13 protein-coding genes and 1 pseudogene are annotated in these 12,603 nt (G+C 41.5%); 11 read left to right on the plus strand and 3 right to left on the minus strand.

Features of this window, described 5'->3' with window-relative positions:
• Positions 1–7 precede the first annotated feature (7 nt).
• The 8 genes and pseudogenes from bcp to V7K48_RS09150 all read left to right on the plus strand — a co-directional run bounded on the left by bcp (position 8) and on the right by V7K48_RS09150 (position 6,809).
• On the plus strand, positions 8–487 hold the full coding sequence (gene bcp, locus V7K48_RS09115) for a thioredoxin-dependent thiol peroxidase (protein ID WP_335071633.1): 480 nt from the start codon (positions 8–10) through the stop codon (positions 485–487).
• A 66-nt stretch (positions 488–553) separates the two neighbouring features.
• A complete protein-coding gene (locus V7K48_RS09120) occupies positions 554–799 on the plus strand; it encodes a hypothetical protein (RefSeq protein WP_335071635.1) in 246 nt (81 codons plus the stop codon).
• Complete coding sequence (locus tag V7K48_RS09125) at positions 777–971, plus strand: hypothetical protein (protein ID WP_335071637.1); 195 nt, start codon at positions 777–779, stop codon at positions 969–971. Before V7K48_RS09120 ends, V7K48_RS09125 begins: the two co-directional genes overlap by 23 nt.
• A gap of 75 nt (positions 972–1,046) precedes the next feature.
• On the plus strand, positions 1,047–1,673 hold the full coding sequence (locus tag V7K48_RS09130; protein WP_335071639.1) for a restriction endonuclease subunit R: 627 nt from the start codon (positions 1,047–1,049) through the stop codon (positions 1,671–1,673).
• A 3-nt stretch (positions 1,674–1,676) separates the two neighbouring features.
• Positions 1,677–2,903 carry a cysteine desulfurase family protein gene (locus tag V7K48_RS09135; RefSeq protein WP_335071641.1) on the plus strand — a complete coding sequence of 409 codons (1,227 nt, stop codon included), beginning with the start codon at positions 1,677–1,679 and terminating at the stop codon, positions 2,901–2,903.
• A gap of 351 nt (positions 2,904–3,254) precedes the next feature.
• Positions 3,255–3,797: a Uma2 family endonuclease gene (locus tag V7K48_RS09140; protein ID WP_335071643.1), complete on the plus strand. Its 543-nt coding sequence runs from the start codon at positions 3,255–3,257 to the stop codon at positions 3,795–3,797.
• Between the two features lie 244 nt (positions 3,798–4,041).
• Positions 4,042–5,995: pseudogene (locus V7K48_RS09145) on the plus strand (protein kinase domain-containing protein).
• A 70-nt stretch (positions 5,996–6,065) separates the two neighbouring features.
• Positions 6,066–6,809, plus strand: a complete 744-nt coding sequence (locus V7K48_RS09150; protein ID WP_335071645.1) for a DUF561 domain-containing protein — start codon at positions 6,066–6,068, stop codon at positions 6,807–6,809.
• 81 nt (positions 6,810–6,890) lie between these two features.
• On the opposite strand, the gene V7K48_RS09155 is transcribed toward V7K48_RS09150, so the two are convergent.
• Complete coding sequence (locus tag V7K48_RS09155; RefSeq protein WP_335071647.1) at positions 6,891–8,039, minus strand: DegT/DnrJ/EryC1/StrS family aminotransferase; 1,149 nt, start codon at positions 8,037–8,039, stop codon at positions 6,891–6,893.
• A gap of 327 nt (positions 8,040–8,366) precedes the next feature.
• Here V7K48_RS09155 and V7K48_RS09160 point away from each other — a divergent pair, with 327 nt between their 5' ends.
• On the plus strand, positions 8,367–9,143 hold the full coding sequence (locus V7K48_RS09160) for an ABC transporter permease (RefSeq protein WP_335071649.1): 777 nt from the start codon (positions 8,367–8,369) through the stop codon (positions 9,141–9,143).
• A 5-nt stretch (positions 9,144–9,148) separates the two neighbouring features.
• Here V7K48_RS09160 and V7K48_RS09165 read toward each other — a convergent pair whose 3' ends face one another.
• On the minus strand, positions 9,149–9,379 hold the full coding sequence (locus tag V7K48_RS09165) for a hypothetical protein (RefSeq protein ID WP_335071651.1): 231 nt from the start codon (positions 9,377–9,379) through the stop codon (positions 9,149–9,151).
• 50 nt (positions 9,380–9,429) lie between these two features.
• On the opposite strand from V7K48_RS09165, the gene V7K48_RS09170 reads away from it, so the two are divergent.
• Together V7K48_RS09170 and V7K48_RS34955 are read left to right on the plus strand one after the other, a co-directional pair.
• The gene (locus V7K48_RS09170) at positions 9,430–10,041 is read left to right on the plus strand and encodes a hypothetical protein (RefSeq protein ID WP_335071653.1); all 612 of its coding nucleotides are present in this window, start codon (positions 9,430–9,432) and stop codon (positions 10,039–10,041) included.
• 196 nt (positions 10,042–10,237) lie between these two features.
• Complete coding sequence (locus V7K48_RS34955) at positions 10,238–10,561, plus strand: ISAs1 family transposase (RefSeq protein ID WP_442949424.1); 324 nt, start codon at positions 10,238–10,240, stop codon at positions 10,559–10,561.
• Positions 10,562–10,778: 217 nt separating this feature from the next.
• Here V7K48_RS34955 and V7K48_RS09175 read toward each other — a convergent pair whose 3' ends face one another.
• Complete coding sequence (locus V7K48_RS09175; RefSeq protein WP_335071655.1) at positions 10,779–12,530, minus strand: ABC transporter ATP-binding protein; 1,752 nt, start codon at positions 12,528–12,530, stop codon at positions 10,779–10,781.
• Positions 12,531–12,603 lie beyond the last annotated feature (73 nt).

Genomic DNA, 12,603 nt, shown 5'->3' on the forward strand with positions numbered 1-12,603 from the left:
CCCCATCATGAGCAACATTCCCCAAGTCGGACAACCAGCGCCAGATTTCTCCACTCCTGACCAAAATGGCAATTCAGTCAGTCTCGACGACCTCAGCAGTCAGTGGGTTGTCCTTTACTTCTATCCCAAAGATGACACACCAGGCTGTACCGCCGAAGCGAAAGATTTCACCGAGTTGTATCAAAACTTCAACGCACTGGGAGCGAAAATCTTAGGCGTGAGTCCAGATTTGGGTAAGTCTCATTGTAAATTTATCAGCAAACATAAGTTGTCAATCACCCTCTTAAGTGATCCAGAACATATTTTGATAGAAGCCTACGGTGCTTGGCGGTTGAAAAAATTTATGGGTAAGGAATATATGGGTGTTGCTCGATTAACCTTTCTAATTTCACCTGATAAAATTATTGTCTATGCTTGGCCTAATGTAAAAACCAAAGCTCATGCTCAGGCAGTTTTAACTAAATTACAAGAATTAGCAGCCACATAACGCAATTGGATGCAGGATAGTTACAGCAATGCTAAGTGAATCATATTTATAGTAACAAAGCAGGATGTGAGCAGCCTATTTGAGCAAGCAATTATCAATGCGCTTAACTCAGTCAATCCTCAAAAAGTTCTGGAAGATAAAGTAGCTAATGCTATTATCCGGGCCGGGTTTGATTTAGTTAGTTTCAACAAAACAGTGGGTCTAAATGGTGAAATTGGTGAAATCGATATGGAAACCAGTAACGCTATCATCGAAGTAGGCAAAAGCGATTCCTCAAGCACTAACTTATATGCTGGCAAATCCTCAGCCTGAGCATCCTGCATATTCTTTAGTAATAAATGGAGAAGATTTCCAATTTATGAAACTGCTAAAACAAGATAAACCAATGTATACTTTATCTGATAGATTCACTTTATATAGACGCAAAAATGAATTATATAAAGTTGTGAATATCTTAAAGAATTTAGGTAAAGCTTTAAGCTAATTATCTTTGCTTTTCCTGTCTAAATTAATACTAAAATAGTGTCATAATAGTTATAAAGCATATTTTAAATAATTTATGGTTCAATTTATCCAAGCCCAAAATGTCGGGATTGCTTATCTGGAAGAAAGATTTGGTCTACAGCTAGCCGAAGATGAGGCATTCTTCACAGAATGGTTTGATAACTTACCAGAAATTACAGATTTAGAAAAGCAATATTTAGACAGAGTAAAAGTTCATTTTCTCCGTTTATTCAAGCGTCCTCCTCTGTCAGAAGAAACGGTGAAATTAGTAGTTTTATCTCCTTTACTCAATTTAGCTGGATTTTATGATGAGCCTTTTTATCTGAGAGGTGAGCAATCAATAGAAATTTCTGCGGAGGATGAAGGAGAAGTTATTAGAGGTAGAATTGATATTCTAGTTATTCCAGAACAATTGTGGTTGTTAGTAATTGAATCTAAAAGGGCTAGTTTTTCTCTTTTAGAAGCCGTACCTCAAGCACTTGTTTATATGTTGGCTAATCCTAGTGAAGACAAACCTACTTTTGGATTGGTAACGAATGGTAGTCATTTCATTTTTGTAAAACTGAATAAACAAAATATACCAAAGTATGCATTGTCTGATGAATTTACACTTTTTAAACGAAAAAGTGAACTATATCAGGTTCTAAGTGTATTAAAAAATTTGAGTCAAATTTTGAGTTAATTTATGTCTATTCGTCCTATCTATCTTGATTGTCACGCTACTACACCTGTAGATGAACGGGTAGTAGCAGCGATGCTTCCTTACTTCACAGAACACTTTGGCAACCCATCCAGTATTAGTCATGTTTATGGTTGGGAAGCAGAAGCTGCTGTTAAACAAACGCGAGAGACTTTAGCAGCAGCAATCAACGCCACACCAGAAGAAATTGTTTTTACGAGTGGTGCAACAGAAGCGAACAATTTAGCTATTAAAGGTGTTGCCGAAGCTTATTTTAAAAAAGGTCAGCATATTATTACTGTTGCCACTGAACATAGTGCAGTTATTGATCCATGTAATTATTTAAAAACTCTCGGTTTTGAAATTACTATTCTCCCTGTCCAAAAAGATGGATTGATTGATTTAACTGAGTTAAAAAAAGCTTTCCGTCCTGAGACAATTTTGGTATCAGTAATGGCTGCAAATAACGAAATTGGCGTGTTACAGCCTTTGGCAGAAATTGGGGAAATGTGCCGCAATGGACTAGGCCCCGCTGGAGGCGATCGCAATATCATTTTCCACACCGACGCCGCCCAAGCGATTGGTAAAATTCCCTTGGATGTACAAGCGATGAAAATTGATTTGATGTCGCTAACCGCACACAAAGTATATGGCCCAAAGGGCATTGGGGCGCTGTACGTCCGCAGGCGCAACCCCAGAGTGCAATTGGCTCCTCAACAGCATGGCGGAGGACATGAACGGGGGATGCGTTCTGGTACATTGTATACACCGCAAATTGTCGGTTTTGGGAAAGCTGTAGAAATCGCTTTGGCAGAACAAGCAATAGAAACCCAACGCCTCACCCAGTTAAGGCAAAGCTTGTGGGAACAGCTTTCCCAAGTTGAGGGAATTCATCTTAACGGACATCCTCAAGAGCGATTGGCGGGAAACTTGAATATCAGTGTTGAGGGAGTGGATGGAGCCGCACTTTTGCTAGGATTGCAGCCAGTAATGGCCGTATCTTCTGGTTCTGCTTGCTCGTCGGCAACTACTGCACCCTCCCATGTTCTTATAGCACTAGGACATTCAGAACAGCTAGCTTACGCCTCAGTGCGGTTTGGTATTGGACGGTTTAATACCCAAGAGGAAATTGATCGAGTGGCAAAACATGCGATCGCTACCATTCAAAGTTTACGTAATACCAGTTCAAAAAATATTGCAACAGATAAATATCCCCTCAATAATCTGGGGTAGCAAAAAGACTTAGCCAAGGCTTATTATCAGTTGGCATTGACTCATAAAAAATGGGTGAAATTGCTCAGAGTAGGGAAAGTTTTGTGCAAGCGATGTCTGCGATGGGCTGTGACGCTCCTGCGGACGCTTCGCTAACGCTAACGCTACGCTATCGGTGTTGCACTCTTTAATGAAATGCAAGCACTCAGGAAATTTTCTAGTTGATCCCAATTGACGTTATACAGCAGAACATAGGAAGTCTTTGGAGTGACGGGTTTTGCGATGACTGGGAAATTCATGGGGCGATCGCTCCTAAAGAGGTCTGTTGTCTCCATAATATAAATACAGGGCATGTAATAATTAGAGGTTTTTATGTCCCTAACGCTTGAAGACTTTGAAAAAATGCAGAAACAGTATCCTGACTATCGCATGGAACTAGTTAAGGGTAATATTATTGTCATGAGTCCATCAGGATACGAATCAGATGAGGTCGCAGCTGAAATGATAGCCCAGTTACGTAACTGGGTTAGACCGCGCAAACTGGGACGAACAGCAGCTTCTAGTGCTGGTTTCAGATTGCCAAATTCAGATTTACGCGCACCGGATGCCTCATTTGTTTTAGCCGAACGCTTGCGTCACAGTCCCAAGTCTTTTGCTCAATTGGCTCCTGATTTGACTGTAGAGGTGAAGTCCCTTAGCGATAATTTAGAGGATGTGAGAGCCAAGATTCAAGAATTTCTGAGTTTGGGAACTAAGGTAGGAATTTTGCTCAATCCAGATGAGCGGATTGTTGAAGTTTACAACTTTGGAAAAGAGGCAATAATACTTCATGATGGCGATGTTTTAACAGTTCCCGAACTGCTTCCAGGATGGGAAGTACCAATTACAGATTTGTGGCCTCTAGAGTTTGACTAGGATAGTGGTAAAAGATCCTCTAGACTAAATGGCATGTGTTCCTCTTGAAAGGCATAACTTAATTATTTTCGCATAGGCATTTACTGAACTTGATGACGTATGTGGCGCTATGCTGCATTTAATACCTAGCTGAATTAGGACAATAAGCTCCAAAAGCAAAATTTTACAACATAGCGATCAGAAATACTAAGGGATGCACAGGAAGTATTTATCATAGATTACAACGGGTGATAGATGCCTAACTATGAGCTACTGCCTCAATCTCAGTTGCATGAAGCCCCTCAACCCTAATGGCATAAATTTTTGTCAAAGTTGCGGGATAAGATTATTACCACGGCTCCGAAACCGCTACCACATTATTCAACCACTGGGAGGCGGCGGATTTGGCAGAACTTTTTTGGCAGAGGATGAAGACAAGCTCAAAGAGCATTGTGTAGTTAAGCAGCTAGCACCCCAAGTCCAAGGAAGTGCCGCTTTGCATAAGGCAACGGAATTATTTCAAGAAGAAGCACGGCGTCTGCAACAGCTAGGAGAACACCCTCAAATTTCCACTTTGTATGCTTATTTTGAGCAGGATAACTATTTATATTTGGTGCAGCAGTTGATCAAAGGGCAAACTTTAGGGCAGGAGTTACGACAACAAGGAATTATTCACTGAAGACAAGATTTGGCAAGTTTTAAGTGAATTATTACCTATTTTGAAATTTGTCCACGAACATCAGGTAATTCACCGCGACATTAAGCCAGAAAATATTATCCGTCGCCAAAGCGATTGCAAGTTAGTGCTGATTGATTTTGGCGTTGCCAAGCAGTTAACTACAAATTCTTTGGATAATACAGGCACGAGTATTGGTTCCTATGGCTATGCGCCAATTGAACAAATGAAACTGCGTCGCGCTTATGCAGCTAGCGATTTATTCAGTTTGGGTGTGACTTGCTTTCATCTGCTAACGAGAATTAACCCCTCTGAACTCTGGGCTGAAGAGGGCTACATCTGGGTAACACACTGGCAGCAATACGTGAGGTTGCCAATATCTGCATCTATAAAAAATGTACTAGGGAAGCTGTTACAAAAAAATATCGAGGAGCGTTACCAGTCAGCGGATGAAGTCCTCCTAGATTTGGATTCAAGGTTACAGCCGCTATCAATGGGTGAGTATAGACCCCCATCTGCTTTACTCGTCACTGTTGCACCGCCATCTGCTTTACTCGCCACTGTTGCACCGCCGAAAATCCAGTGGAAAAGTAAACTGCTGGTGGGGGGTGCTGTTGTGCTATTGGGGTTAGGGGGATATATATATTTACGAAGCTTGGCGTCTATCACAACTCTAACTGGGCATTTAGGTGAAGTTAATTCCCTGGCTATGAACTCTAACTCTTTAAGTCATAACCTTGCCAGTGGCAGCGATGACAAAACTGTCAAAATTTGGAACATCGAAACTGGGCATGAAATTCGTACTCTTACCGGGCATTCAGACTGGGTTTATGCTGTTGCCATCAGTTCAGATGGAAAGACTGTTGTCAGTGGCAGCAAGGATAAAACTATCAAAGTCTGGAATTTAAATACTGGCAAAGAAAGCCGCACTTTGAATGGTCATAAAGACTTCGTTAATTCTGTTGCTATCAGCCCGGATGGTAAGACTATTGTCAGTGGTAGTTATGACAAAACCATCAAAGTCTGGAATTTGAATACTGGTAAGGAAATACGTACTCTTACTGGGCATTCCGGGGCAGTTTTATCCGTTACCATCAGCCCGGATGGTAAGACTATTGTCAGTGGCAGTAAGGATAAAACTATTAAAGTCTGGAATTTGAATACTGGTAAGGAAATACATACTCTTACAGAGCATTTAGGCGATGTGAATGACGTTGCAATTAGCCAAGATGGTCAGATGTTAGCTAGTGCTAGCGATGACAAAACCATCAAAGTATGGAAACTGGACACAGGCATGGAAATACGCACCATTCCGGGGCATTTAGCTGATGTAAATGCGATCGCCTTCAGCCCAAATGGAGAATATATTGCTAGTGGTAGTGATGACAAGACTGTAAAAGTCTGGGAACTGACCACGGGAGAGTTAATGCACACCTTTAATGGACATTCAGCCGAAGTTTATGCGATCGCTTTCAGTGCGGATGGTAAAACTTTGGTTAGTGGCAGTAAGGATAAAACTATCAAAATTTGGCAACTGCCATAGTAATTTAGTCCCTCATCAACTGAGGGACGGTAGAATATACCTAATTTTCTATAGCTTCAAAAGCCCAACCATGACGATGCATTCTCCACTCCAACGTGCATTTAATAACCGCCGCGTTCTGAAAGTGATCAGCGGCTTAAATAACTTCGACGCCGCTAGCGTCGCTGCAACTGTCAAAGCTGCTGAATTTGGCGGTGCTACTTTTGTCGATATTACCGCCGATCCAGCCTTAGTCCAACTAGCTAAAAGTTTGACAAAATTACCAATTTGTGTGTCCGCAGTAGAACCAGAGAAATTTGTGCAAGCTGTGGCAGCTGGTGCTGATTTAATTGAAATCGGGAATTTCGATTCCTTCTATGCTCAAGGACACCGCTTTGAGGCTCCAGAAGTGCTAGCGCTGACTAAGCAAACCCGCGCTCTTTTCCCAGAAATCACCCTATCTGTCACCGTTCCCCACATTTTGGAACTAGATCAACAGGTGCAGTTAGCGGAAGAACTGGTGAAAGCTGGAGCAGACATTATTCAAACCGAAGGCGGTACTAGCAGTAACCCAACTCATCCTGGAACTTTAGGATTAATTGAAAAAGCTGCTCCTACCTTGGCAGCAGCTTTTGAGATTTCCCGTGTGGTGTCAGTGCCAGTATTATGTGCTTCAGGCATTTCTAACGTTACCGCACCATTAGCGATCGCTGCTGGTGCTGCTGGTGTTGGTGTTGGTTCTGCCATCAACCAACTTAATAGCGAAGTGGCAATGATTGCTGCTGTGCGTGGCTTAGTGGAAGCCTTAGCGACTGCAAATGTAGTAATGAAATGAGTTAGAAGTTATGAGTTGAAGAAACTTATTCATTCAAAACTCCAAACTCTTGTACAGACGCGATTAATCGCGTCTGTACTCCTAACTCATAACTTCTTTCAAAGCATAAATCACCTGGTCTTGCTGCTGTTCTGTTAGTTCTGGGAACATAGGCAAAGATATGACTTCATGACAAGCTTGCTCTGCTATTGGTAAGTCCCCAATTTGATAGCCTAGACTTTGATAAACTGGCTGCAAATGTAAGGGGTGGGGATAGTAAATCATTGAACTCACGCCCTGTTCTTGCAATTGACTACGCACCCAATCTCGATATTTGGCGCTAGAACCATTTCGCCCTTCACCTGAGATGCGAACAGTGTATTGATTCCATACCCCAATACCCCCAGGTAATTCTTGAGGCGGGACGATCCCCGGAACTTGACTAAGAAACTGATAGTAATAATTGGCAATATCTCGACGGCGATCATTCCAAATATCTAAATAACGTAACTTAATTTGCAAGATGGCTGCTTGGAGAGCATCCAAGCGGCTATTTACACCTATTTTCTCGTGTAAATATCGAATTTTACTACCATGATCCCGTAATATTCGCAGTTTAGTAGCGATCGCTGGGTCATTAGTCGTTATTGCCCCGCCATCACCGCAACCACCAAGATTTTTGGTAGGGTAGAAACTAAAGCAACCAATATGTCCAATGCTTCCTACTTTTTGATCAGCCCAAATCGCCCCTGTAGACTGAGCGCAATCTTCAATTATTGATAAATTGTGAGACTGAGCGATCGCCATCAATGATGTCATATCCACAGGTTGTCCAAATAGGTGAACCGGGATAATCGCTTTGGTTTTGGGTGTAATCGCCGCCGCCACTTGCTCTACATCCAAATTAAACGTAGTAGCGTCAATATCAACGAAAACAGGCTTTGCACCCACGGCACTAATCACTTCAGATGTCGCAATAAAGGTGAAAGGCGTTGTAATCACTTCATCGCCTGCACCAATTTCCAAGACTCGTAATGCTAAGTAGAGCGCATCAGTACCAGAATTACAAGCCACACATTCACTAACAGTATTATAAGCAGCAAACTGTTGCTCAAAGCCTTCGACTAAGGGGCCGCCAATATAGCGGCCAGAAGCCAGAACCTCTAATACAGCTGCACTTACTTCTGCTTCGATGGTGGTGTATTGCTGCTTAATATCAAAGGCAGGGATGGGATTTACACTTTGGATCATGAGTTCTCATTTTATCGGGAGATACAAAGGATGCACTTCGATAGTCAATTTTTGCTGATTGAATTATTAATCAAAGAGGAGCTACTAAAAGACTATCGCCCAAGATACGCATCTATTAGGGTTTTTACTTAAATTGTGGGGCGGTAAACTACCGCACATTTAATTTACAGATAGTAGATATACTAGGTGTTTGCCATGTTTTGGTCGTACCATTTTGAATTTTGAATTGATGAAAGTGATATATATCAACCAAGATCCAACACATCGGATCAAAGTTCCAGGCGTGTGGGCTGCTTTGAGAATAAAATACCAGGAGATAGAGAACCCATGCAGGATCTGATCAAGCTGGATTTCGTGGATTTAGCTATTGCTGTGGGATTGATGGCGATCGCCATTGGTTTATCTGCCTGGGAAAAATTAGGATTAGAGTTTAACTTAGCCCTTGCTACTGGGAGAACCATCTTACAACTACTTGTATTGGGATACATTTTAGATTTCATCTTGGCTTTAGACAATGCTTGGGCAGTTTTGGCGCTATTAGCAATAATGCTGACAATTACGGCGATTGTCGCACGAAATCGCATCAGCCAAAAAATTCCTTATGTGTTGCCTTTGGTGTGGGGTGCAATTTTAATTAGTACCGCCCTGACAGTGCTTTACACCAACTTCTTGATCATTCAACCAGAAAGATGGTATGAACCACAGTATATAATTCCCCTAGCAGGGATAGTCTTAGGTAATGCTACTAATGCAGCTGCGATCGCAGGCGATCGCCTTGTCAGCACCATTAACTCCAGCCATCTCGAAATAAAAACCCATTTGAGCTTAGGTGCAACTCCAGAGCAAGCAGTTAGCCAGTACCGCAAAGACGCCATCAGAGCCGGATTGATTCCCACTCTCAATCAAATGATCCTCATAGGTATGGTCGCAATACCAGGAATTACCACCGGACAGTTATTAGCTGGTGTAAAACCTCTGGATGCAGTATCTTACGAAATTTTGATTATGTTCATGGTTGCTTTCGCTAACTTGTTGACAACAGTTTTAGTCACAAAGGGCTTGTGTCGTCAATTTTTTAATTCCACCGCGCAGTTAATAAGGTAAGAGAATTAATCTAGATCCAAGAATATTTCATCATCTTGCCCTGGCAGATCAAGAGCAATCAATAGCGATCGCTTCCTCAGAAAGGGTTCCCCGTAAACGCAATCAGCACGATTTTGAAAGTACCCAAATCTAATCTGTGATTGCGATCGAATCATTCGCCAAGGGCGATCGTAATTGATAGTCTTGAAATAATGACGGTAGTTTAATAATGGGAGTAATGAAAATATTTTTGGCACATCATCTGTGTTTAGACGATGATAGAGTTTTCAAGGGAAGGTAAATTAAAATGGCATTTAGTAATTACAAAAGTATTAGTGCAGTAATTAAAAAATTTCAAATCAAGTATGTACAGTCTAATTTTATATTGGAAGTAGAGTTTCCAGTTAAACAGTCTTTCCAAGAAGAATTAGATTTACTATTTACAGATGGAGTTATTGATAATTCTGAAGATGCTATTTGTGAAAATCTCATCTATCCAGTATTGAAAGAAGTATGGAAACCTTACCGAAGTAAATTAACACTTTGGAGTCATGAAACATTAGCTTACGATGAAGATTTATCAGGCGTTCCAGATTATACAGTGACACAACGAAATCCTCTGGGTACGATTGTTTTTGATAAACCTTATTTTTTAACGGTTGAAGCTAAACAAGATAAGTTTGAAGAAGGTTGGGGTCAGTGTTTAGCTGAAATGCTCGCAGTACAGCGAATTAATAATGATTTTGTCAGCGATGTTTTTGGGATTGTTTCTAACGGCAAAATATGGCAATTTGGAAAGTTGATTGCTGATGTGTTTACTAGGAATAAAAATTTATATGTAATTCAAGATTTAAATAAATTATTTGCTGCGGTGAATTATATTTTTCAGCAATGTGAATTAAAAATACTAAAACAATAACATCATGTATTCTGCCGATAAAATTAGAGTGATTTTTTGGATTACTCGCCAAGTACAGATGAGCACTAACCTATGCGATTCAAGTATTCAACGACCAGCCAACCCAAAATCGGTTTGACAGCCTACCAATAATTCCACTCGGTTTTATGCTGCTCAGTTCTCAGTGTGGGCGCAATGGATTGGAATTAAATCTTGAATTTGGGTTGAAAGAGTCGGAATACGAGCAGATAAACAATACCATGAGATTGTCTGTTACATAAGTAGCCTGATCGGCACAACACAAGAATTTGCTTGTAGTATTCGCAGTCATTGGAGTATCGAAAATTGCCTTCATTGGGTTAAAGATGTAGTTCCTAAAGAAGAGGATTCAACAATCCGTCTGGGTAATGCTCCAGCAAATCTCTCAGTATTGAGAGCGTTCGCTCTCAATATACTTCACCGAAATGGTCATACTTCCATCACAATTGCTCAGAGATTTCTCTCTAATGATATTGACAAACTTCTTGCCCTTGTCAAATGAAACAGCCCTGCCCTTTTAAAGGGGGCACTCGATTCTAGTTCCCCCCAATTTATCGGGGGGTTAGGGGGGATCAAAATCTAGGTGATACATTGAAAAATTTTCACTCTTCTTATCAGACTAAGCTTTCACCTGAAGTTGACACCAATGGGCAATGCCGTGTCCCTACAAAAATTTGTGGTTCAATTAACTTAAAATCGCTGTAATGTTAAATGTTGTACTAGTGCAGTAATTCCTCAACTTGATGCTGGCCCCACAAAGTTCTGTACAGACCCTGTTGTTGCACCAGTTGTAAATGATTGCCTATCTGGACAATTTTGCCCTTTTCCATCACAAAAATTCGGTCAGTAACCGCCGCCGCCGATAATTGATGAGTAATGAAAATTACTGTTTTGCACTCTGTACCACCAGAGAGATTTTTGAGGATTTGCGTGGCTGTTTGATTATCCACACTAGAGAGGGCATCATCCAAAATTAACACTGGAGCATTGACCAGCATCGCCCTAGCCAAAGCAGTCCGTTGTCGTTGACCGCCAGAAAGAGTAATACCGCGTTCACCAACAATAGTTTCGTATTGCTGGGGAAAATTGTTAATTTCTGATTCAATTTGGGCAAGTTGAGCGATAGATTCTATCTGCTCTTGTTCGCAAATTGGGTCACCGTAGCGGATATTATTTTTGATTGTAGTGCTAAATAGAAAGCTATCTTGAGGAACGTAGGCGATCGCACCTCGTAAAGAAGCCAAAGCAATCTTAGTAATATCCAGCCCATCTAAAAACAATTGTCCTGATTCAATATCCAACAAGCGGGGCAAAGCATTCGCTAAAGTGGATTTCCCCGAACCAATTGCCCCAACAATTGCCACGGTTTCTCCGGGAGTAATCGTAAAGTTAAGATTTGCTAAAGCTGGAGTAGTGGAACCAGGATAAGTGTAGGTGAGATTTTTGGCTGTGAGTTGCCCTTTAAGTTCAGCCAGTGGTAGATGTATGGCATCGGCTGTGTCTTGAATTTTTGGTGTGACAGAGAGAATAGATTCAAGCCTATCAATACTAACTTCACCCCGTTGGTAAGCAGTAATTGTGAATCCTAAAAGGGCTGTGGGGAAAACTAGACGCTCTACATAGATTAGGAGTGCTAAAAAGTCGCCAACTTCAAGTGTCCCAGAAGACAGCCGCGCCGTCCCTAGCCAGATGATTACCAGTGAACTGATATTAGCTAACCCGCCAATTAGCGGAAACAGTGTATTTCGACTTTTTGCCAATTTCAAGTTAGCAGCTAATAGCTGCTGATTTTTCTTGGCAAAGGCTCGACGCTCGTTTGCTTCTTGGGCATAGATTTTAATCAAGGCAATGCCACTGATATCCTCTTGGATGAGTTCGCTGATGTCAGAGAGTTTCTCTTGGACTTCTGCTTGTTGTTTGCGTAAGCGATTGCTAAATAAACTCACCAACAAGAACATAAAAGGGTACACTGCCAGGGCGGCTAGTGTAAGATCCACACTAATCGCCAGCATTACTGGCAGTGTCAGGGCGTAGGCAAACACCGTATTTGCCAAACTCAAGACTGCAAAACCCAATAGCCGCTTGATATTGTCTACATCACTGGTAGCGCGATTAATCAAATCGCCAGCAGTATTACTGGCAAAATAAGCCGGCTCCAGCTTGAGTAAGTGTTCAAAAATCCGTTGTTTTAGGTCAAATTCCACCTGACGTCCCACCCCAAATAGCCAAATGCGGGATGCCATCCGCATTAGCCACATCGCCGAACTAAGCAAGGCAATGATTACTACGTAATGTAGTATTTGGTTCCAGTTGAAGGTTGTCGAGAGTTTGTCAACGCCAGAACGAATCAACCAAGGGATATAAACGCCCAGTGCATTGACAGACAACAAAGCGAGAATTCCTAAGGACGCCTCCCGCCAATGGGGTCTTAGGTAAGCATTGAGTTTAGCAATTCGTCGAGATTTTGCCATGAAAGCAATTTTGCAACTTTATCATCCTAGATTAACTGCTAGTCCAAGAAGGCAGCTATGTAGAGGGAATATC

The sequence above is a fragment of the Nostoc sp. genome, from assembly GCF_036919615.1.
Taxonomy (GTDB): Bacteria; Cyanobacteriota; Cyanobacteriia; order Cyanobacteriales; family Nostocaceae; genus Nostoc.

Excerpts from the sequence above, each read along its gene's own strand:
- V7K48_RS09170 (WP_335071653.1), top strand. The coding sequence starts at position 9,430 with ATGGCATTTAGTAATTACAAAAGTATTAGTGCAGTAATTAAAAAATTT.
- V7K48_RS09150 (WP_335071645.1), top strand. The coding sequence starts at position 6,066 with ATGACGATGCATTCTCCACTCCAACGTGCATTTAATAACCGCCGCGTT.
- V7K48_RS09125 (WP_335071637.1), top strand. The coding sequence starts at position 777 with ATGCTGGCAAATCCTCAGCCTGAGCATCCTGCATATTCTTTAGTAATA.
- V7K48_RS09130 (WP_335071639.1), top strand. The coding sequence starts at position 1,047 with ATGGTTCAATTTATCCAAGCCCAAAATGTCGGGATTGCTTATCTGGAA.
- bcp (WP_335071633.1), top strand. The coding sequence starts at position 8 with ATGAGCAACATTCCCCAAGTCGGACAACCAGCGCCAGATTTCTCCACT.
- V7K48_RS09140 (WP_335071643.1), top strand. The coding sequence starts at position 3,255 with ATGTCCCTAACGCTTGAAGACTTTGAAAAAATGCAGAAACAGTATCCT.
- V7K48_RS09135 (WP_335071641.1), top strand. The coding sequence starts at position 1,677 with ATGTCTATTCGTCCTATCTATCTTGATTGTCACGCTACTACACCTGTA.
- V7K48_RS09175 (WP_335071655.1), bottom strand. The coding sequence starts at position 12,530 with ATGGCAAAATCTCGACGAATTGCTAAACTCAATGCTTACCTAAGACCC.
- V7K48_RS09155 (WP_335071647.1), bottom strand. The coding sequence starts at position 8,039 with ATGATCCAAAGTGTAAATCCCATCCCTGCCTTTGATATTAAGCAGCAA.
- V7K48_RS09160 (WP_335071649.1), top strand. The coding sequence starts at position 8,367 with ATGCAGGATCTGATCAAGCTGGATTTCGTGGATTTAGCTATTGCTGTG.